This window comes from uncultured Bradyrhizobium sp. (genome assembly GCF_947648125.1).
In the GTDB taxonomy this organism is placed as follows: domain Bacteria; phylum Pseudomonadota; class Alphaproteobacteria; order Rhizobiales; family Xanthobacteraceae; genus Bradyrhizobium.
Genome location: NZ_CANSMR010000014.1, coordinates 147,619 through 166,479, shown reverse-complemented (window position 1 = coordinate 166,479; position 18,861 = coordinate 147,619). Strand labels below are relative to the sequence as shown.

Annotated in this window: 20 protein-coding genes and 1 pseudogene; 7 read left to right on the top strand and 14 right to left on the bottom strand. The window is 59.5% G+C overall.

What is annotated here, in order from left to right; translation table 11 throughout:
- Positions 1 to 7: 7 nt before the first annotated feature.
- The gene (locus Q0030_RS23955) at positions 8 to 388 is read right to left on the bottom strand and encodes a hypothetical protein (RefSeq protein ID WP_298372357.1); all 381 of its coding nucleotides are present in this window, start codon (positions 386 to 388) and stop codon (positions 8 to 10) included.
- 38 nt (positions 389 to 426) lie between these two features.
- On the opposite strand from Q0030_RS23955, the gene Q0030_RS23950 reads away from it, so the two are divergent.
- Both Q0030_RS23950 and Q0030_RS23945 read left to right on the top strand, forming a co-directional pair.
- Positions 427 to 903, top strand: coding sequence for an antitoxin Xre/MbcA/ParS toxin-binding domain-containing protein (locus Q0030_RS23950; protein WP_298372354.1), 477 nt, complete (start codon positions 427 to 429; stop codon positions 901 to 903).
- Positions 900 to 1,454: pseudogene (locus Q0030_RS23945) on the top strand (RES domain-containing protein). Before Q0030_RS23950 ends, Q0030_RS23945 begins: the two are co-directional and overlap by 4 nt.
- Positions 1,455 to 1,606: 152 nt before the next feature.
- Here Q0030_RS23945 and Q0030_RS23940 read toward each other — a convergent pair.
- From Q0030_RS23940 to Q0030_RS23905, 8 genes are all read right to left on the bottom strand, one after another.
- On the bottom strand, positions 1,607 to 2,920 hold the full coding sequence (locus tag Q0030_RS23940; RefSeq protein ID WP_298372351.1) for a hypothetical protein: 1,314 nt from the start codon (positions 2,918 to 2,920) through the stop codon (positions 1,607 to 1,609).
- A 317-nt stretch (positions 2,921 to 3,237) separates the two neighbouring features.
- Positions 3,238 to 4,725: a hypothetical protein gene (locus Q0030_RS23935; RefSeq protein ID WP_298372349.1), complete on the bottom strand. Its 1,488-nt coding sequence runs from the start codon at positions 4,723 to 4,725 to the stop codon at positions 3,238 to 3,240.
- Between the two features lie 612 nt (positions 4,726 to 5,337).
- Positions 5,338 to 7,632, bottom strand: a complete 2,295-nt coding sequence (locus Q0030_RS23930) for an AAA family ATPase (protein ID WP_298372346.1) — start codon at positions 7,630 to 7,632, stop codon at positions 5,338 to 5,340.
- 85 nt (positions 7,633 to 7,717) lie between these two features.
- The gene (locus Q0030_RS23925; protein ID WP_298372345.1) at positions 7,718 to 8,473 is read right to left on the bottom strand and encodes a metallophosphoesterase; all 756 of its coding nucleotides are present in this window, start codon (positions 8,471 to 8,473) and stop codon (positions 7,718 to 7,720) included.
- 14 nt (positions 8,474 to 8,487) lie between these two features.
- Positions 8,488 to 8,928: a hypothetical protein gene (locus Q0030_RS23920; RefSeq protein WP_298372344.1), complete on the bottom strand. Its 441-nt coding sequence runs from the start codon at positions 8,926 to 8,928 to the stop codon at positions 8,488 to 8,490.
- Between the two features lie 147 nt (positions 8,929 to 9,075).
- Positions 9,076 to 9,651 carry a hypothetical protein gene (locus Q0030_RS23915; RefSeq protein ID WP_298372342.1) on the bottom strand — a complete coding sequence of 192 codons (576 nt, stop codon included), beginning with the start codon at positions 9,649 to 9,651 and terminating at the stop codon, positions 9,076 to 9,078.
- Positions 9,648 to 9,983 (bottom strand): hypothetical protein, encoded by a 336-nt coding sequence (locus tag Q0030_RS23910; protein ID WP_298372340.1) that lies wholly within the window; start codon positions 9,981 to 9,983, stop codon positions 9,648 to 9,650. The genes Q0030_RS23915 and Q0030_RS23910 overlap by 4 nt, the downstream gene beginning before the upstream one ends.
- Positions 9,983 to 10,468: a hypothetical protein gene (locus Q0030_RS23905; RefSeq protein ID WP_298372337.1), complete on the bottom strand. Its 486-nt coding sequence runs from the start codon at positions 10,466 to 10,468 to the stop codon at positions 9,983 to 9,985. The genes Q0030_RS23910 and Q0030_RS23905 overlap by 1 nt, the downstream gene beginning before the upstream one ends.
- Positions 10,469 to 12,120: 1,652 nt before the next feature.
- Here Q0030_RS23905 and Q0030_RS23900 point away from each other — a divergent pair.
- Positions 12,121 to 12,360: a helix-turn-helix transcriptional regulator gene (locus Q0030_RS23900; protein ID WP_298372335.1), complete on the top strand. Its 240-nt coding sequence runs from the start codon at positions 12,121 to 12,123 to the stop codon at positions 12,358 to 12,360.
- 86 nt (positions 12,361 to 12,446) lie between these two features.
- Here Q0030_RS23900 and Q0030_RS23895 read toward each other — a convergent pair whose 3' ends face one another.
- The gene (locus Q0030_RS23895; RefSeq protein WP_298372334.1) at positions 12,447 to 12,710 is read right to left on the bottom strand and encodes a helix-turn-helix transcriptional regulator; all 264 of its coding nucleotides are present in this window, start codon (positions 12,708 to 12,710) and stop codon (positions 12,447 to 12,449) included.
- A gap of 188 nt (positions 12,711 to 12,898) precedes the next feature.
- On the opposite strand from Q0030_RS23895, the gene Q0030_RS23890 reads away from it, so the two are divergent.
- From Q0030_RS23890 to Q0030_RS23880, 3 genes are all read left to right on the top strand, one after another.
- Positions 12,899 to 14,641 (top strand): adenylate/guanylate cyclase domain-containing protein, encoded by a 1,743-nt coding sequence (locus Q0030_RS23890; RefSeq protein WP_298372331.1) that lies wholly within the window; start codon positions 12,899 to 12,901, stop codon positions 14,639 to 14,641.
- 91 nt (positions 14,642 to 14,732) lie between these two features.
- Complete coding sequence (locus Q0030_RS23885; RefSeq protein WP_298372328.1) at positions 14,733 to 15,452, top strand: GDSL-type esterase/lipase family protein; 720 nt, start codon at positions 14,733 to 14,735, stop codon at positions 15,450 to 15,452.
- 170 nt (positions 15,453 to 15,622) lie between these two features.
- Positions 15,623 to 15,853 carry a hypothetical protein gene (locus Q0030_RS23880; RefSeq protein ID WP_298372326.1) on the top strand — a complete coding sequence of 77 codons (231 nt, stop codon included), beginning with the start codon at positions 15,623 to 15,625 and terminating at the stop codon, positions 15,851 to 15,853.
- A gap of 531 nt (positions 15,854 to 16,384) precedes the next feature.
- Here Q0030_RS23880 and Q0030_RS23875 read toward each other — a convergent pair.
- From Q0030_RS23875 to Q0030_RS23860, 4 genes are read right to left on the bottom strand one after another with little or no spacing between them, the layout of a single operon-like run.
- Positions 16,385 to 16,684 carry a hypothetical protein gene (locus Q0030_RS23875; RefSeq protein ID WP_298372323.1) on the bottom strand — a complete coding sequence of 100 codons (300 nt, stop codon included), beginning with the start codon at positions 16,682 to 16,684 and terminating at the stop codon, positions 16,385 to 16,387.
- Positions 16,681 to 17,055, bottom strand: coding sequence for a hypothetical protein (locus Q0030_RS23870; RefSeq protein WP_298372321.1), 375 nt, complete (start codon positions 17,053 to 17,055; stop codon positions 16,681 to 16,683). The genes Q0030_RS23875 and Q0030_RS23870 overlap by 4 nt, the downstream gene beginning before the upstream one ends.
- A 21-nt stretch (positions 17,056 to 17,076) precedes the next feature.
- On the bottom strand, positions 17,077 to 17,826 hold the full coding sequence (locus Q0030_RS23865) for a protein phosphatase 2C domain-containing protein (RefSeq protein WP_298372319.1): 750 nt from the start codon (positions 17,824 to 17,826) through the stop codon (positions 17,077 to 17,079).
- 60 nt (positions 17,827 to 17,886) lie between these two features.
- Entirely contained in the window at positions 17,887 to 18,291 is a 405-nt protein-coding gene (locus Q0030_RS23860) for a hypothetical protein (RefSeq protein WP_298372316.1), read from the bottom strand.
- Positions 18,292 to 18,622: 331 nt separating this feature from the next.
- Between Q0030_RS23860 and Q0030_RS23855 the strand changes: the two genes are divergently transcribed.
- A complete protein-coding gene (locus tag Q0030_RS23855; protein ID WP_298372314.1) occupies positions 18,623 to 18,859 on the top strand; it encodes a helix-turn-helix transcriptional regulator in 237 nt (78 codons plus the stop codon).
- Positions 18,860 to 18,861 lie beyond the last annotated feature (2 nt).

Here is an 18,861-nt window from a genome sequence, read left to right as displayed (position 1 = left end):
TCCGCGGTTAATCCCCATTAAGGCATTCGGCTCTCAGGACCCCCGCCCTCCGATAGAACGTCGCCCCGATCTTTCTCGGATTGAACACCGGCTTCACGCCGGCGTGCTGAAGCTCCTTCTTGACCGCCATGAAATGTCGCCCCCGCAGCTTGGCGAGGGCGAACAGCGACACGAACTCCCGTTCGAACCGTTCGACTTCCCGGAGAGGCACCACCACGGTCGGGCACCGATTGATAGGGTTGACCACGGTGATCGATCTGAGGTGCCTGTACTTGATGAGGGCGGCGGAGACGCGGTCGGCAACGCGCAACCGATCGGTGATGGCCTGGCCGGTCAGTCCGCCGTGGTCGGTCCCGCGGACCAGTGTACGCTTGATTGATTGCGACAAATTACGCTTATAATACGACACTCATCGCGAGGCGACCTATGACTGCTGAGAAACTGGCCCCAAAGGGGCCAAGCAATGATCTCCAGAAAGTGGCCGATTTGCTCGGCGGGCCGCGGATCCTGTCCCGCCGCATCACAAGCACCCTCGACGCCCACGACCTACTGCTGGACGGCCTGCCTGGCTCCGCGCTGACCCACTTCGTCAGTCACCTCCTCTTCATTCAAACGGACTCGCTAGAAAAAGCCTTCGGAATGAGCCTCCGCACCTTTCAACGACGCAAGGATGCTCCGGAAAAGCCGCTCAGCCAGGAGCAAAGTGGGCGGACCTGGAAGTTTGCCGAAATCCTGGCCAAGGCCACGGACGTGTTCGGCTCGCAGGAAGAGGCAGAGCAGTGGCTCGAACGTCCGGCCATCGGTTTCGACCAGCGCCGTCCGATCGACCTTCTTGCCACGCCGGCGGGCATTGAACTGGTTGAACAATACCTCACACGCCTCGCATACGGCGTCTATGCATGACGCCTCCTGTAGAGCCATTGGGTGGCGGCAAGCTCATCGCTTGGCGCCTCGACCAAGCGCGCTTTGCGTCGACCTGGAACAGTGGCAAAGGCGCATTCCAGGTGTAACAGCAAAGGCGCTCGCGTCGTGTATTGCGCTCTTGATCCAGCGACCGCGATCCTCGAAGTCGCGGTTCACAAGGCCTTCAAAGCGCTCGACACCATGGCGCACGTTCTCACCGCGCTTCATATCGCCGACGTGTCCGACGTTCACATCGTTCGCCCTGTCGACGTTCCGAACGCCAATTGGCTGCGGCCCGGAATCCCAGGCGCGGGCCAGCAGGCGTTCGGAGATGCGCTCTTGGCCAAGCACCAATTCGCCGTGACCCCAAGTATTTTGTCCAATCACAGCTGGAATCTGATCTTCGGCCCGACCAGGGCGAAAGACGCGTACCAGCAGCACCTTCAGAAGCGTTCGCGCTCGATACACGCCTTCATCCCTTCGACATCACCATGAAGGCTCGCGGAAGGCGGCGCGAAGCAGCTAACGCATACTATTGCGAGGCGCCGTAAGACGTATCCTGATGACCGGCATAGCCCGTGGCCAAGGTTTGCTAAGGGCTGCAATGTTCGCCGCGCACGGGAAGCCGATCAAGGTCAAGCGGGTCGCCGTGTGGTCGGTTTGTGGCCCCATATGCGTTCATTCATTATTTGCGGTGCGCGGATCAACTTGCTTGAGCTCGCTGCAACGGCACAAGAGCGATCGCCGATGGTCTGAGTCGGGCTTGTCTTTTCTTCCGGCGTGGGCGAGGTCGGTACGACGGCCTGCGAATGCCCGCCTTCTTCATCGCCCTCATCAGCTCCTCGGTGGTGGCGTACACACCGCGCTCCACACGCAGCCATGCCACGATTTCCTTGTAGGTAATCGTAGGCCGAAGGTTGAATAATTCTCCGAGCGCCTCTTCATGTCCAACGAGTAAATGCTGTCGCGGCCCAAGCACGCCACGCTTGCGCAGAAACTGGTAAATCGCGGAGTCGCGGGCCACGATGCCGTGCTCGCGGCGAAGCCATGTAGCGAGCGCAAGGGTATCTTGATCTGGATTTCGGGTTAACTCTTCCCGGAGCAGGGGTTCGTATCTTCGCAGATGGCGGCCTCGGGGCGTTGGCGGCAGATCGATGTTTCTCTTCTTTGCAAACTTGCTGATTGACGCGCGGGTCAACGCAACGCCGTGCTCGTCATGCATCCAAGCCTGCAAATCACTTGCTTTCGAGCCCGGAGCCGCGCGCAGGCGGGCGGCAAGAATTTTCTGAACCGAAACTGTCCGCAAAGTGAGAAGGGTAGACGCCTGCGAAGCGTTTCCGTCGCGCAGGTCAAGAACGTATTTGGTGCTGATGCCGTAATGTGTGGCAATATCGTTGGGGTGTTTTCCTAACGATAATGCCGAGTTCACCGCCTCTCGCAGTTCGAGCGGATACGAAGACCCAGGGATATTCAAGGCGGGCTCGAGGTCTCTCCTCGCCTCACGTGACAGACGTGGAAAGTGCGGATCAGGATGCAGACGCGCCGCGGGGCCAACCCACTTGAGCATCTCACGGTCGAACCTTCCTAAAGGATGAGCCTCCGCGAGAAAGCTCTGCTTATCAAGCAACTCGAGCGGCGGGACTGGCTCCATCCAAGACCTCTGCAGGCAACCGGTAAGAGCGCGCTCCATAGCTTCGCCACCGGCCTTGGCCCAACCTTCGAATGCGTGTTGGAGCGCCATTCCGAGGCTTTTGCAGGGAAGGCCGCCACTTCTCGCTAACCAGTTGAGCTGTTGGAGTATCCCATTGACGTCGATCGGGCGGCCGTTTCGGCTAACGAACAGGTGGTCGACGCCAGCCTGGCGTTTCGCTGCCTTGTGGTAACGATCGATGACGACCTTGGCGATCGCCATGACAGGGGACGTGCGCGAGGCGCGGTGGTGACCGCCACTCAGTTCGACCTGGTCTCTATGATCGTTCAGCCAATGGGAGCATTTGATACGGGTGATCTCTGCCATCGAAGCTCCACAGCACGCGATCATAGCGCAGAGCGCGGGTCCGCGGAGCGGGGTGACGTCCGTGGCGCAGTGGTTACGCCAAATGGCGGGATCAAAGAGATCGAGCAGGTCTTCTCGTGTGAGGACACCAGTTCGAACAAAATGTGGTGCGATAATTCCGGCCAGCGAAGACAATGGAAGGCTCTCGTGTTTTGAAAACAAGGATTGGGCTCTCAGGCGATGCGGGGGCGCGAAAGCGCAGGCAGCGGACGAAAAGCGTCGCCGCGTCCGGCAAGAGCCGGATGAAGCGACGCTTTTAATGGTGGCGAGCGCCCAAGCTACCTACGCCGCGTCCGACCCTTGAAGGGACGGTCATAAGGCCGGACGCGGTCATCAGGCTCGGGGTCATGGTGATGAATGGCGCGCAGCTTCCGGCGCGAGGCGTAGTTGTTGAACTCGTCCTTCGCGCTTATACGGCTGTCGTGACCCCAGTGCACGTAATGAGCCAGGAGCGTTTCAGCCGAGGTGCCAAGCATTTGCTCCGCTGCTGCCAATGAAACGCCGCGCTGATAGGCCCAGCTTACAGCGGTGTGCTTCAGCGAATGGATGGTGACGTCGCGAGAGAGACCTGCGTTGTTGCAGAGCTTGCGGAACTGAACGTTCAGGTAGGTTTTGTAGTTGCCACCGCCCGGGGGACGGATCAGATACTTATGCTTGGGCTGCTTGCTAATGGTGCCGTCGGGCAGGATGTAACCATCCTGGCGGCCCCAGGCGCGGATGAGGCACTTCAAGTCGTCAACGATCTCGGTCGATGGCCTGGCCTTCGTGGTGTCAATCTCGGCGAGTCCGCGGCGGTGGATCCAGCCGCTTCCGTCGGCGTTTGCAACGATGCAGGCCAATCTCATACGGCTGCCCCATGCCATCGAGAGCATTACATCGTGCCTGGTCCCTGTTTTGGTTATGAAGCGAATTACGCGCGAGAGGTACTCGCCCATAATTCGATTCTCGGGCGCGACCTTGCGGGTTATGGTGGTGGTGCCGTCGGCGCGAATGACCTCTTTCGTCATCCAGTCGCCGCGTTCGTGGTCCCACCTGTAACCCATGCACGCGAGCAGGAGACGAGCGACCTCCTGCCGACGCAGCCAGCGCGCCGGCTTTTTCGGGCCCGGTTTTGGAACGTGAATGTTCAATACCCAGAAGTAGCCGTGACGTTCGGGATATGAACGGATGGCGTACCTCAGCAGCCGCAACAGCTGCGTGGCCGTGCTTTCGGGATCCTTTCGGTGGCGATCGGGATTGGCATCGTAGAAGGCATTGCGTTCGTCGATGTACTGATTCTTGAAGTCGATCGACATCTGCATCCGGTATTCGGAAAGGGTCTTGGTTCCGAAGAACCGGTTCAGCACCACTGACTGGTATTCGACGGCTGCCGCGCGCCGGCGCTGACCTGGCGTCTTTGCAGACCGGCGCACGTTGTCGACGTGGTCCGCGATGACCGTGGCGAACGTGAGCGAGCCGGGCAGGACGCGGCCGAGCGTCTCATTCAGCCTACGTGCCCGGTAGCCATCGAGATACCTTTGCGCGCGGTCGGGCTCATTCTCACGGATGCCGGTGCTCACCGCACCCTCGCGGCTCACGACGTAGTAGATGCCGAGCTTTTTGCGGCGCCGACTCTTTTGCGAGCGACGAGGCGCGCGCAATTCGAGACGCCCATCGAATGCACTGGCACCATCGCCAGTACCCCGATTGAGTGCCGAGGCGAAATCAAGCAGCGGATTCTCGCTACCACGGAGTTCTCGTGCTGCGCGAACGGGACGGATCTTCATCTGTTGGTTCCTTTCTCTTGCTGAGTGACCGTAACTTGCTCGTGTCCAATCTCATTGATCGGGCTCCTGAGCAATGTGAGCTGGGCTACCGGGGATGTGGATTACGGGGAGGGCGCAGCCTTTCCAGCTCTGAATCGAGAAGCGTCCGGGCCTCACCAGTCGAGAGGAGGCGCCCATTTTTCGCAGCAATCTCAGGCGTTTCGGCCGCTCCAAGGATTTGACAGGAGGCCATTTTCGCGAGTTGTCGTCTCGTGGTCAGAAATTTGCCAGCAACCACGGCGACCGCGAGTTGGCGGTGACGTACCGCCGTCCTGAGGCTTGTGACGGTCAATGGGCCTTCGGGCCAACAAAGTTCCGCAGCCTCCGGCAGCGTCAGCAACTCGTCCATCCCCCAGTCCTCGGGGTTCGGCCGCGCGCCAACGCGCGGGCATTTCGGCACGGTGTCCGATGATGAGCCTTTCGTTCGGCTCACTTCTCTGCCCCCATGCGCTTTTGCAGATCGTCCGGCGAGGCCCCAGTAGTACGCCAACGCAGCCGCCAAGATTGCCATGTGCGCCGGTCCTCATCGGCAGGCGGCGACCCGGCGAATTTCGTTCGCCCATTCTTCATCGTTTACGCTCCCATCGCTTCGCGATGGGCGTCGATGATTGCGGCCGCGGTCACACCATCGATCCGTCCTGTCAGCAACAAGCTCGCTGAGATCTCGCCGAGAGCGGCGTTGTGCATCATCAATGTCGCGCGGCAAGCCTGCGCCGCCTTCTCCAGTTCGGAGTGCGCCGTCGCGCGCACGTCTGCATAGGCGAGCAGTTCGTCGGTGTCCTCGGCCGGCGCCAGGAAGAGAAGGTGCCTCGGGCCGGCAAGTCCCAGCGAGGCCACCATCGCGGCGGCGAACGCCGTTGCCTGCTGCAAGTCGGATCCGCGTCGTCCGCCCGCGCCGTGCGACGCGTCGCCGAATAGCATTTCCTCGGCGGTGCGACCCGCGAGGAGGATCTGCAATCGGTGATGGTAATCCGCGTACGTACCAGCGAACGGAGGCGTCTTGGTCCTCATCGTCGCTCCGCCCCGTCCGTCCGAGGTGGCGACGTTGGCGTGCAGGTTTTCCGGTTCGCCGAACAGCAAAATCTCCATCAGGATGTGTCCGGCCTCGTGACCGGCAGCGCGGGCAACTTCGCGGGGAGCGCGCTCTTCGACGTCCACGAGTGCCCTGCGCAGATCGCCAAGCTGCATCTGCCTGTTCTGATGACGCGCGAACCGGGCTGCGTCCTTCGTGATCCTCTCCACGTCAGCGCCTGTCGATCCCAGAGCGAGCAGGCAGATCTCGCTGAGATCTTCGCCGCCGAGCTGTTGTCCGAGTCTGACGCGAAACATGCGTTCGAGTTGTTCGACGTTCGGAAGGCCAATACGGATGATGCGATTGAGCCTGCCGGAGCGGAGAATGGCGGGGTCGCACCGGCTGACGTCGTTCGAAGCGGCGAGGAAGATCAGCCCTTCGCGGTCGGCCACGCCGTCAAGTTGAGCGATAAAGCCATTTACAACCTCTACGACGTAGTCTGCATGACTGTGGCGAACCTTGCTGCGATCGGCGAAAGAGTCGATTTCGTCGATGAACATGACACAGGGTGTACGACTGCGAGCGCTGTCGAAGTCTCTTCTCATTGCTCTCAACAAGTGTCCCAGGTGCCCCTCGTCTGTGCTTTGCCACTGGGCCAGCGAACAAGCGATCATGGGAAGCCCGGCCGCCCGCGAAAAGCACTGTGCAAGCAACGTTTTTCCAGTTCCTGGCGGGCCGACCAGACAGGCGCCGCTGTCCAAAGCGGACCAGGCAATTTCACCGCGGCGCCACGCTTCGAGATCGCAGATCGTCGAGCGAGCCCACGCGACCGCTTCGTCCATACCGTAAAGTTCGTCCAACGAGATGTCGCGCCCACCCTTGCGTGCGGCCTCGTCGCCAGCAAGCCGACGAAGCTCGGCCATGCATTCCGCGGGCGTACGGTCAAAACGGATGGCAATGATCAGGTCGCTCGGCGTGACGCGTGCGACGGTGGCTTCATCGAGAAGGTCACGGCAGCGCTTTCCAGTCACAATACGAATGGCACGTGCGACAGCCGTTGGATCCAGTCGCGGCAACGTCAAGCGTTCCTGCGCTGCCCTTAGCACGGCCGAAGGAAGGTGAGTCTCCGGGGCCGGCGAAATTGCGATCATCGGAAGCGCAAGCGAGAGAGCGGCAAGCGCCTCCGTCTCGTTGGTGCCTCGGTGCCTCGCAATCGGTGGCTCTCCGACCGCAATACACACGGCGTCGCAGTCGGCGCGCTTACCGATGGAATCGTGACCTACCCTCAATACACGACGGGGGTCGGCAAAGAGAATGGCTTGCCAGGCTGAGACTACCGGATTGTAAAACTCGGGGTCAGAAATCTCGATGATCACAACCGGCGCGGCTGATCGGATCGCCTCCCACAAATTGGGCCGTGAGTCGAACAGCCGCGCAAACAGGAGGCGGGCGGAAACCGTTGCCGGGATGACCGGACCGGTAGGCGGAAAGGAACGAGGTCGATCGGCTCCCTGACTTTGCTCGATCGCCTTCCCTATCTGCCGTAGGCGCGCGATGGCGGCTCGACGTTCGGCCTTCGGACACGCGGCGCGCCTGGCCCTGTCGGTCGCGACCAGCGCTTCGATCTCCAGCTGCTTGACGCGCAGCGTGTGGTCGCGCGCGGCACTCACCTCAGCAGCGTGTCGGCGGTAGCGCCAAGAGGCGCGCCAATCGACCTTGTACGCCGCCAGCTCGAGCGGACCCATCCCCGCGACCGATTCCGGAGGGGGCCTTCGCGGTTGCTGCGGCGATGCCGCCCCAACGACGACGGTTTTCGATGCGCTCCGTTTGCTCGGACCGGTAATCTTGCGGCTCATGCTGTTTGCTCGCGTCGAATGGGATGGATCGATCGGCGCTCGATATGTCAAACGCAGCTTTGGCTGACCTACGGTCGTTCTTCGATCAGGGGCCGACTTCGATCGTCATCAGGGGGTCGAACAGCCGGTTCTCGTTGGCGTATCCGCATGGATTCGATATCAGCCGTGTACGACCGCGACGTAGATCCATACTGTAGTGCGTATGGCCGGATATCCAGAAATGCGGCTGGTGTCGATCGATCACGGCCAACAGGTTCGAAGCGTATGCAGCTGAGATTGTGCTGTCGCGGAAAAGCGGCTCGATCGCTTCGATCGTGGGAGCCATGTGTGTCAATACGATAGTTGTACCGTCAAACACGTTGGAGAGTTCGGCTTCGATGTAGGTTCGCGATTGCAAGTGCAACAGTCGCGCTTCCTGGGGGCGAAATCTCCGCCACGGTCGACGGGACCACTTTATTCGCTTGTGGTCACGCATGGTGTCGTAGGCGTCCCGCATGGCGGCCCCGCGCAGCGATTCGGCGAGCAGTGCGTAGTCCGTCCACAAGGTGGCGCCGATGATCCGCAGACGACCGAATCTGACGGTCTCGTTTTCGAGAAGATGCACGCCGAGTTGGCGCGCGCGTTCGCGGCCAGCGTTGAGTTCTTCCCCGAACGCGTGGCCGTAGAACTCGTGGTTCCCCGCGACGGCTACAATCTCAACATCCGGATAAGCAATCCGCGTCCGTTCGATTGCGCGAACCAGGCCTTCGCACGTGTCTCCAGCAATGAGCACGAGTTCGGCACCTGCGGCGCGCTGTGGAAAGTCGCGAGCTCCCGGAAAATCCACATGAAGGTCGGACATGACCTGAATTCTTGTCATTGGTCGCCTCGGTTCGAAGCGCCGCTGCGGCGGTTGCGATGCTTGAGCCACACATTGTGGACCAGCCACGAGGTAGCCAGCCTCGCGCGCAGTCGGGGGTCGAGAGGCATTTTTCGGAGGCCATGCGCCAGGACGAGAGCGGCGCCGGCGTCTCCGAAGGCGGTGTTCAGCAAGATGGTCATCACCAGGTCCACCCCGCCGGATATGCGCGGGGGCGGCTCCAGGCGTAGGACTAATCCCGCTGCGACGGCCGCGTCGCCGTTGATCGCGGCTTGCCACTCCGGGGACGTGGAGGAGATCCGGCTGATGCATTCGGCGACTTGGGCGCGACGTCCGTCGTCGAATGCTTCAGCGGCAATCGTGCGCCAGTAAGACAGAACCGCGGGCCAATCTTCCTTGTCGGCGCCATTTGAAGGGGGCCGGGGCTTTGGAGTCATGCCGAACACTCCGTTGCGCATGAGCTCGCGACGCGGCACCACCAAGCGCGCGTACCGCTCGCGAAGCTCGTTACTTTCGAAAGGGGTCCTTGCCGGGCCATGCCATGCGTAGCCGGGCCACGCCCCGCCACGCCACGCCGTGTTGCGTTATTCCGGTCCGAGATCCTCAACGAGGAAGCGCCCGAACTGGGGACGGTGATCACCGAGGCCATAAGGCCCCGCGAGCTTGAAAAACTCGACGATCTCGCCGCGGTTGATCATCGATGTGAGAAAGGTGGCTGTGATCCGCGCGCCCCATTGGGGAAAGCATGGACGGGTTCGTGCCAAGAGTGAATCCCGCACCCGGACCATCTCACGATGGCGGAAGCGTTCGTCCGCCCAGAGTTGGGGAATCGTCTTGGGACCGTCGTATTCGATGATCGACGGCCCATCTGCGACAAATGCCGCTCTTGCCATTTCGGTTTTCTTGCGCTGTCGCGCGCCGTCCACCAGGACCGCATTTATGCAGTGGGGTGGAAGGCAAGGCCGACCTTCGCTCAGCCAGAGCCCCCCGTGCCACTCTAACTCAGCAATACGCGCGTGGTCAGCTTCCGTCTTCTTGCTCTTTGAAGTGATCGAAGCGATAGCCTTGGTCGTTGGATCAAGCGGATCCGCGAGCCGGGACGAGTGCATCAACATCGGTCCGACACCAACGAGCCTGAGAGCGATGCGTTCTATGCTCACTTCTTTGCTCCGATTGCGAACGGGTCAAACAGGGGAGGCGGATCGGCGATTGCTGGTGTGCAGTCGGAAGATGTAGGTGGCGCCGATGACGCGTAGCGACGTGCGCGCAGCATCGATGTCACGCCCTGGTGACATTCCCGGCAGAGCGCCGTGAGATCACCATCGAGTTCGCGTCCGAGGCGCTTGTAGGTCCTGTGATGGGCTTCCAGAGCGTAGCCCTGATCTCGGGTGTTAGGGCACAGCCGGCATTGGAACCGTGCCGCCTCGAATTCGCGCAGTCGGGCTTGGTTGAAGCGCCACGCGTCGCTCGACATGTACTTGCGGTATTTCATCAAGCATAGCTCCGCCCGGGAAAAGGTGAGCGGACGTCGTCGCTCGAACGTGGGATGGCATCCGACGCGGTCGGATGCCAGAATCTTCGTCTCTCCTGTTCTTCTACGACAACCAGCCATGAAGCGGCGATCTCGCGAAGTCTGGGTCGCCGAAAGGCAAGTTGCGCGATCGTGTGATACGCGACGAGTGTCGAGGCAGCGCTGCCCATCAGCGCAGCGAGCACGATCGCTGTCATGATGGCATCAACGCGGTGCGAAATACGCCCGACAGGCCACTCTCCGATCATCATGGAAATTGCGTCCGCGGGGTGGCCTTCGCGTGCGAAAGCCCAGCGTTCATCTTTCAAGGAGGTATGTTGCAGTCCGAAACGAACTGCAGACACGTCGGCTTGAGAGAATTCGGTGGCGGTCCGAAAGCGCCAAAGCTTCTTGGGGTGGGACTTAGGACATGGCGGGGTGAGGCATGTTGCTATCGTCGAGTACATGGAGAATATCCCTCATCTGAGCGGATAACGGCTCTGACAATGGCGGCGTGCGTGCTCTAGCGGTGGTGGACGGGCCGCGGATCGCCCGCACGCGAGTGCCGGCTCGTTCGCGATGCCGCTCAAGCCGAACTCAGGAATTGCATCCGGCTGTGTGAAGCTAACCATCCGTCCGAAAGCGCTACGCAATGAGGCTCGATATCGGAACGTCGTTTGAGCGCAGACGCTAGAAGGACGGCCGCGGGTTCGTGACCCGCGAGCGCGATACACAAGACGGCGGTCATCGCCACGTCGAGTGTAACTAGGTTCGGTTTCTGTTGGCTTTGAATGCGTACGGCTACGCGCATGGCGACTGCGGCGTTGCCGGCTGCGCCCAGGTACCAAAACGGCTCGCCGGCGATCGCGACCTTGCGAAGAAACTGTCGCGCGATCAGTACATCCACATTTCTGAACGAGTGAACAGGCCGCACCCGCCACCAGCTCAGTGGATGCGGAAATTCGATGCGCGCCTCCCCCGAGTTTCGCGGGTGGGCTGGCGCGTGAGCCGGCCGCGCACTGCACGAATGCTGCCGCCGGGATCCGCGTGTAGAGGTGCTTAGCGCATGACCTATACACTGCATCGGAGTGAACTCCATGATGTGATAAATCATATTATATGTGCCGACAGCGAACCGACCGTCACATAGGCGGCGTCTTCACAGGGCGGGAGATGACTGGAGAGCTGGCTCGGATGTCCTCAGGCACGACAGACACAAGCATGCTTGCAGTCAGCGTGGCTTCAGAATTTCAGACGATTAGATGTGCTGGACGAACCAGCCAAGATGCCTCGCCGATTTGGCGGCAGTGGCGGTGTTCCGCTTCCTCGCGCTGGGAAGCGATCTCCTTCAAGAGTCGCTTGCCGAACTGGGAGCGCCCCTCTTCGCGGCGCCCGGAAAGCCGTCAGGCTTCTGCCTAGCAAGTCAGAGCCGGCAATATAACACAGCAAGTTTTGGTTTAGAATAAGTCGCCATCCTCCAGATCAAGTGGTGGTTAACAGAAAACTAAAAGCGCCTCGACCAAGTTCGGCGTCGGACATGGCCGCGAAGCGCTCGGACACCCGTCCTTAGCCGGCCTTTGAAGGCACCGCGGCTAGTCGATTAGGTGGCCAAAGATGCTAGACTTGAGGACTTACGGGCAAACCGGACATGCCTCCGGATCCCGGAGGCCGCGCCAGCGGCATTGCGGTGCCACGGCTCGGCCAGCGCTGGCGACCCGGGCTCACTGCCCGGCCCGTCGGGACTGGCCGACCGGAGCAAGTCAGTTCGGAATTACGTCAGCTCGCTCGCGAGCCCACACCGTAATCCAATAGCCGAAGAGCCGATGGTCTGCTCGACGAAAAGCGCCATCAGCAAACCTGGCGTAGCCTGCGGCTTATTGTGTCGGTCGTTCTTGGCCGCTCGCCATTGCCGGCACGAGCTTGCGACGCTCCTCGACGATGAAGCGCTCGGCTAAAGTTCGAAGGACTCGGTCTTTTGGATGAAGTTTGGAACGGGTGCCAGTGTCAGTATTCTTTTCAAGGATTCGATTGTAAGCTTTGACTATGTAAGTGTTGTCCTCCAGACAAGGCAGTCTGGATCTGCCTGTCGACGACACCATTTGTGTGGCCAAGAGACGTTATGGAGCGCATAGCCCATCTTTCTCCTGCCCAAGTCCGCGCTGCGCGATCATGGCTTAATTGGACCCAACATGAACTCTCAGAGCGATCGGGGGTCTCACAAAAGTCCATTGCGCGATACGAGTTGGAGCTGTCGGTACCTTATCCGAAAAGCTTGACCAAGATGCGCGACGCATTTGAATCCGCGGGAATTCAATTCGTATTCGAAGGCATGGTGTCCAAGGGAATTCGTGTGCCCTAGTGTGGTCTGAAGTGGTCAGCGGGGTAGGGACACGCAGCGGTCGCTGGAATTCATTTGATCTCTAGCAGCGTGTGTCCGAGGATGCGTCACGACCTCGTGTGGCGGGAATCGAACAGGTCAGCAAATTTCACGCCCAGGCAGTTCGCAATTGCTTCCAGCGTTTCCAGTGTGGGATTCGCCCGATGATTTTCGATCAAGCTGATCGCGGTTTGCTCAATCTCGAGCTTGGCGGCGAGCTCGTCTTGGGTCCAGCCTCGGTCTTTGCGAAGCCGGCGAACGTTACGCGCGAGGGCCTTCGCTACTTGCGAACTTCGCGTGGGGAAGCGGCGAACGAATCCTGACCGGGCCATATTCGGCACGCTCAGCGGAACCGCTCTGATCGTCCATATGATGCATCATATATTATGAAGGTTGGCGCCAGATGGCGAGCGAGCCGCTTGCGGCTAGCGCTTTCGCCTAGCTCATTCTACACTCGGCTCAGTCTGGAGTGGTCATGGCGCATGGGCGATCAGGTCATTCGCGAAGGTTAGCAGCCATAATGGCCGCTGATGTGGCCGGTTACTCGCGGCTCATGCACGACGATGAAGAGACTACGCACACCAGGCTAAGTGTGTTGCTCGCGGATGCTGTCGCCCCTGCGATTGCCGATCACGGCGGCCGCATCGTCAAGAATACTGGCGACGGATTCTTGGCAGAATTTCCGAGCGCGGTCGAAGCCGTTCGATCTGCGCTTCAACTCCAGGCCCGAACCAACGAGCTCACCATTGGCGATGCCGAGGATAGGCGCATTGCTTTCCGTATTGGGATCAACGTGGGTGACGTAATCGTCGAACCCAATGACATCTTTGGGGATAGCGTGAACATTGCGGCGCGGCTCGAGGGCATCGCCGAACCGGGCCTCACCTGCATCTCTCTTTCGGCCTACGAGCAGGTGCACGGCAAAGTTAGCGCATACTTTGTCGATCTAGGAGAGCAAGATCTCAAAAATATCCCACGTCCGGTGCGCGTCTATGCTGTTCTTCCGAAGAAAGATGACCCGGTTACCCACGCATGGCGCACGAAATTGGACGCGCGTACATCTCCACACCTCTCCATCGTTGTGTTGCCTTTCGACAATCTTGGTGGCGATCCGGCGCAAGACTATTTTGTCGACGGTGTAACCGAGAATCTTACCACCGACCTATCCAGCATAAGTGGCTCGTTTGTCATTGGGCGCCATACCGCATTTACCTTCAAAGGCAAGGCAATCGATCTCAAACAGATCGGTCGCGAGTTGAACGTCAATTACGTGCTCGAAGGATCGGTGCAGCGTAGCAACGATCGGGTCCGTGTGAATGTGCAGCTTGTGGACGCAAGAACCGGCACACACCTTTGGGCGGACCGGTTTGACAAGCCGGTCGTCGCTCTCTTCGATATGCAGGATGAGATTGTATCGAGGCTCGCAAATCAACTGCAGGCTCGGCTCACTGCGGAGGAGGCGCGGCGGTCGGAACGATCTCTACATCCAAGTTCGATGGAACTGTATTTTCAAGGCAGAGCTCTGCTGAACATGGGGTGGCTAGACCAGTATCTGGTGCCGGCACGCAACAACTTCGAGCGTGCGTTGATCATTGATCCCAAGAACGTCGAAGCGATGGTCGGCACGGCCATCGTAGATGCGATAATGGGCGCCAATTGGATGAATGAACATCGGGTTGCGCTTCTCGCGAGGGCAGAAGCGACCCTAATGGATGCGCTGTACAGGGCACCGAACCACGGCTTCGCTCATATGGTCTTGGGCGCCGTACTAGCCGCAACGAAGCGCGCTGCCCAAGGCATCGCGGAGTGCGAGAGAGCGTTGGCGCTCGATCGAAATATGGCTGAAGCTCACGCGCAAATCGGCCTCGCCAAGCATCTCTTGGGCCTCAGTGGAGAGACGGAAGGGCATATAAGCGAAGCACTCCGTCTTTCCCCACGTGATATCTTCGCCCATCGCTGGTGCCTGTTGGCAGGCCTTGCCAAATTGGCACTCAACAACGATGAAGAGGCGCTCGGGTGGTTCAATCGAAGCATCGAGATCAGCCGAAACCAGCCGTTTGTTCACTTCTCGCTTGCCGCTGCACTGGCCCTGCGCGGCTCGCTGGATGACGCGCGTGCTGCCGCAAGGGCGGGTCTCACGATCGTTCCAAGCTTTACAATCCGTCGCTTCCGCGACGGCGCACAGAGTGACAACCCCGTTTACCTCGCTGCGAGGGAGCGGGTCTATGAGGGCATGCGGTTGGCTGGCGTGCCCGAAGGGTGATCCCTCGCGCTTGTAGCGCTAGGCGATATCGTACTGGCGCGCTATTCTCCTTCGACCTCATGTTATCCTGGCTGAAACCCGCAGGTGCCCCGTGGACAGCGATCCCTCACTGACCATCCCGGTCGGGCCGATCCCCTTTGAGTGCGGCCTCCCCAACTTTGCGAATAGCCTCGTGAGAGGAAAGCCCAAGATCGTTGCGATCGGCTCATCGACGACGGCGGGCGAAGGCAGCATAAAGCCCTACCCGGATCGGCTCCCGGTGCTTCTTCAGATCCCATATCCGAACGCCAAGATCACCATGGTTAACCAGGGAATTGGCGGTCAGGAAGCTCCGATTGAGCTCGAGCGCTTCGATACCGATGTCATCGCCGAGAAGCCCGATCTCGTGATATGGCAAGTTGGAACGAATGCAGTCTGGCAAAGCCCGGACCTGAAGCCTCCACCACCGTCGTTCGCTGAGACCGTAACGGCCATCCGCGACGGGCTTATCAAGCTCCGCGACGAAACGCGGGCCGACGTGATCTTGATGGACCTCCAATATCTGCCGGCCGTCCTGACGTCTGCCAAGAAGGACAAGGCGATCAAGATGGTCGAAGCAATCAGCGAACTCGCGGTAGGTGTCGAAGGCGTCAATGTGTTCCGCCGCTTCGCGTTCATGAAGGGGTTGCATGAAGTGGAGCAAGTGTCGTTCGACCGGATGGTCGATCCGGGAGATGACACCAGGCTGCACCAAAGCGAGTGGGTCACGGATCGCCTCGCGCGGGCGCTGAGTTCGGTGATCGTCGACGGCGTTAATAAGGCGTGGTCTTAGCGCGATGCGTCGGCGGAATTTCCCGAATTCCTTTAACCTGCCAACGCTCCGCTCACAGCGTTGGGAAACCTGGATCGAGATGTTGGCCGTCAAATCCCGAAGATAGGATCTTGACTCAAGATTCATGTTTCGTTCTTATGGCGACTTACCGTCATTCCAGAAGCGAAACCATGCCCACACTCGAATTTCTCCGTTCGGAGATCGAGCGCATGCGCGTGCAGGTCGGCCGCCAGCGCAAGGAAATCCTCCAGCTCCAGAGAGCCGGCATCCCAACCCGGTCCGCGGAAGAGTTGTTGCAACGGATGCTCGGCAAGATTGATGGACTCTGTGCCGAGCGGGCTCAGATGAAGGCTCAATTGCCCAAGCCGAGGGGACGGGTGCTGGGAGGTCGCAAATGGTGAAGGAGAGGCCGCTTTATTTCGGTGATGCGGGCGACCCATTCGCCATGGATAGCGGCCTTGGCCGAGGTCCGGCACAGGGCTTCTCAGGAGGGGTGGTGCTACCTAAACGTCCAGCGCCTCCGAATTATCGAATCCTTGCTTTCTCGGAAGGCCAAAAGGTGGTACACGCAGGTGGACACAACATCCGCCGAGCATCGCGGAAAGCGCTTGTTTTACCGAGTTTTTTGATTGGCCGGTGACGCTGGGTGAGAGTCCCACTCTCTCCGCCATACAGGCCGAAAAGTCCTTATTTTTAAGCGCTTCCAGAAACCGGCCGTTCTGTGGCCCATATCCCGGCCCATACTTTGGATCGGACGGTAAAGGGGCTTTCTGGTCCTGCTCTCAATCCATTGCGGTTGGCGGTGCACGTGCGGACGACAATAGGATTCCACCAAACCATTCTTGGCGTCGACCTCCGGTTCCCCTTCTGCACGTACCGGTCCCGATGTGCATGCGGACCCGAGGCCATAGGTCATTGGGCTGGCTGAACTCTTATCGCCGCTTCAAGTCGCACGGAATTTCAATGCCATTCTGTTCAATGCCGGCGTAACCTTTCGTGGCCGTACAGAAATCAAAAGAAGCACCGTCCTTTTCAGCGCGCCAACCAAATTTGGCGCAATCTTCGTTTTCCTTAATTTTGTAGGTGGTCCCTTTCCATTCCAGCGTGTTTTGTGCGTCGTCGACCTTCAGCGGAAAAGACTTTCCCTGGTCCTTGCAAACATAGTTGTAGGTGTTTGCCTGTGCTGAATTGGCGGAAATCGCGACGAGCGCGCTGATGATAGTGCGCTTCATTTCTCTGCCCTCCCCTTCTTTACCCAGACGATTTTGTCGTCTTCAAAAATGCACACGTCATCACACTCGCCCTCTGCTGCCGACTTCCGAAGGCGCTGAGCATCTACCTCGACTTTGATCGAGCAGACAGCATTCAAATTGCAGATAGACAGAATCCGCTTTGCGTTCTCGCTCGACGCATTCCTGATCGAGCACTGATGAACCCCATGCCCTATTTCGAGCCATGTAGGGCCGGCTGAATCGATCGAAATGTTCCAGAGTTCACCTGAGCAGTCGAAGGTCTTCATTTCTGCTGCTGGGCTGCTTGGGCAGTTGATCGCCGTGCAGACGACCGCAAGGCTGCAACCCTTTAAGAAATGTCCCAACCTCATCCACATTCCTTTCGTTGCAAATCAGGCCCGACAGCGTGCAACCAGCAAGGAGATGTTGTCGCGTGCTCCGGCGCTAAAAGCCTTGGCGGCGAGCTTCTTCGCGGCTTGCAACGGGTCCTTGGCTATTCGCACCGTGTCGCTGATGGCTTGGCCGCTGACCATGTCGGTGAGGCCGTCGCTGCAAAGAAGTAGGGTCTCGCCGGGTGCAAGCGGCGCGTCGATGGAGGTGTGAGGTTCGACCGCGATAGGAAATGAAGAGCCGCCCAGAGCCTGAGTGAGGGCATGGGACCGGCGGGGACCGAAGTGGCCGTCCTCGCGTTCGGGCAGATCATCGTGGCTGAGCTGCACCAATTGGCCAGCGCTGAACAGGTAGCAGCGGCTGTCGCCAACGTTGAACGCGAGTAGCTGACCGGCCGTCAGAACGGCTCCGACGAGCGTCGAGCCCATGCCGAGCGCTTCTTCGCGCTCCTGCATGAGATCATAGAGATGTTGATTGGCTTCCTCGATCGCTTCGGCGCAGCCGCCAGGATTTGAAAGCCGACCGACAGCAGCAACCAGATAATCGAGAACCGCCCGGCTGGCCATCGCGCCGTGCGCGTGGCCACCCATGCCGTCCGCGATCATCAGGAGGCAGCAATCGTTCGGTGACGCCATGACTATCGGTGCGTCCATGTCACCGGTGAGGACATGGTTGTCGATCGCGATAGCGTCCTCGTTGTTCGGGCGCATCCGACCGCGATGGGTGAAGGCAGCAATGGTCCAGCTTGGCATATTCAAACGATCGGAGTGAATGATGCCGTCCCTTGTCAATGCACGAACGCTGTCTCGTCGCTAGCCGAATAGCCATGAGGCTGGCTGAGGAATCGGGCGCTGATCGTGCAGCAAGATCGCGCCCTTGATGATGCGAACGAGTGTCCAGATTGTCCACCACAAGATGACGAAGGCGCCGATGACGAAATAGAGCAGCGCAAAGCCGGCAATGAAATACAGCAATCCGATCCAGAACGTGCGGATCTGGAACTGGAAATGGCTCTGCCAGATGCCGCCGGCTGTGGGCGCCTTCACATAAGCAATGATCAGGCCGATCACAGCGGTGATGACCGTTAAGAAGCCAATCGTATAAAGGGTGTAAACGGCGAAAGCGTAGCCTTGGTCGTTAGCTTGGCGAGCCTGCTGTACAGGCGGGTCAATAGCATTGGTCATTTCGGTCGCTTTCGATTGCGCGAGGTGGCTCATTGGATCGTCACTTGTGCCTCTGCCGCTCAATCGCGACGATGTAGCCTCCGGCTCCAGTAACAAGGAGAGCCATGAACGCGATCGCGCCTGTATCGCTCCAGCTATACCCCATGACCCAAAGGAGGACGGCGCCTCCGACCAGCAGGCCAAAAGGCCACCATTCACTCGTAAGCTTATTCATCATTTTCCCCGCCGGAAAGTTTGAAGCCGGGAAGGATTCAGCTGTCGCTTCCGCAAATTGCGGCCATCTCTCACCGGCGTGAGCACAAATACCTATTTTTTCGGTATCTGGAAAGTCGTTTTATGTCTCTAGCCCCCTCCGGGAGGCTGGATGCCCAAAACGGTCACCTCACCACTTCAAAAGAAGCTCGCGGCCATGCTGGTCGAGCTCAGGAAGGGTGCCGGTCTGCGTCAGGTCGATCTCGCCGAAAAGCTCGGAGTGTACCAATCCTGGGTGACACACATGGAATCCGGTCAGCGTCGCATCGACGTTGTCGAGTTAATTGAGCTTGGCCGAATTATTGGTTTCGATCCAGCCGAAGTCGTACGGAAACTTAGCAAACGCTAGCC

What these genes read in the sequence shown, in the direction of transcription:
- Q0030_RS23950 (WP_298372354.1), top strand. Translation starts at nt 427, where the DNA reads ATGACTGCTGAGAAACTGGCCCCAAAGGGGCCAAGCAATGATCTCCAG.
- Q0030_RS23940 (WP_298372351.1), bottom strand. Translation starts at nt 2,920, where the DNA reads ATGGCAGAGATCACCCGTATCAAATGCTCCCATTGGCTGAACGATCAT.
- Q0030_RS23935 (WP_298372349.1), bottom strand. Translation starts at nt 4,725, where the DNA reads ATGAAGATCCGTCCCGTTCGCGCAGCACGAGAACTCCGTGGTAGCGAG.
- Q0030_RS23930 (WP_298372346.1), bottom strand. Translation starts at nt 7,632, where the DNA reads ATGAGCCGCAAGATTACCGGTCCGAGCAAACGGAGCGCATCGAAAACC.
- Q0030_RS23925 (WP_298372345.1), bottom strand. Translation starts at nt 8,473, where the DNA reads ATGTCCGACCTTCATGTGGATTTTCCGGGAGCTCGCGACTTTCCACAG.
- Q0030_RS23920 (WP_298372344.1), bottom strand. Translation starts at nt 8,928, where the DNA reads ATGACTCCAAAGCCCCGGCCCCCTTCAAATGGCGCCGACAAGGAAGAT.
- Q0030_RS23910 (WP_298372340.1), bottom strand. Translation starts at nt 9,983, where the DNA reads ATGAAATACCGCAAGTACATGTCGAGCGACGCGTGGCGCTTCAACCAA.
- Q0030_RS23905 (WP_298372337.1), bottom strand. Translation starts at nt 10,468, where the DNA reads ATGTACTCGACGATAGCAACATGCCTCACCCCGCCATGTCCTAAGTCC.
- Q0030_RS23900 (WP_298372335.1), top strand. Translation starts at nt 12,121, where the DNA reads ATGGAGCGCATAGCCCATCTTTCTCCTGCCCAAGTCCGCGCTGCGCGA.
- Q0030_RS23895 (WP_298372334.1), bottom strand. Translation starts at nt 12,710, where the DNA reads ATGGCCCGGTCAGGATTCGTTCGCCGCTTCCCCACGCGAAGTTCGCAA.
- Q0030_RS23890 (WP_298372331.1), top strand. Translation starts at nt 12,899, where the DNA reads ATGGCCGCTGATGTGGCCGGTTACTCGCGGCTCATGCACGACGATGAA.
- Q0030_RS23880 (WP_298372326.1), top strand. Translation starts at nt 15,623, where the DNA reads ATGCCCACACTCGAATTTCTCCGTTCGGAGATCGAGCGCATGCGCGTG.
- Q0030_RS23875 (WP_298372323.1), bottom strand. Translation starts at nt 16,684, where the DNA reads ATGAAGCGCACTATCATCAGCGCGCTCGTCGCGATTTCCGCCAATTCA.
- Q0030_RS23870 (WP_298372321.1), bottom strand. Translation starts at nt 17,055, where the DNA reads ATGAGGTTGGGACATTTCTTAAAGGGTTGCAGCCTTGCGGTCGTCTGC.
- Q0030_RS23865 (WP_298372319.1), bottom strand. Translation starts at nt 17,826, where the DNA reads ATGCCAAGCTGGACCATTGCTGCCTTCACCCATCGCGGTCGGATGCGC.
- Q0030_RS23860 (WP_298372316.1), bottom strand. Translation starts at nt 18,291, where the DNA reads ATGAGCCACCTCGCGCAATCGAAAGCGACCGAAATGACCAATGCTATT.
- Q0030_RS23855 (WP_298372314.1), top strand. Translation starts at nt 18,623, where the DNA reads ATGCCCAAAACGGTCACCTCACCACTTCAAAAGAAGCTCGCGGCCATG.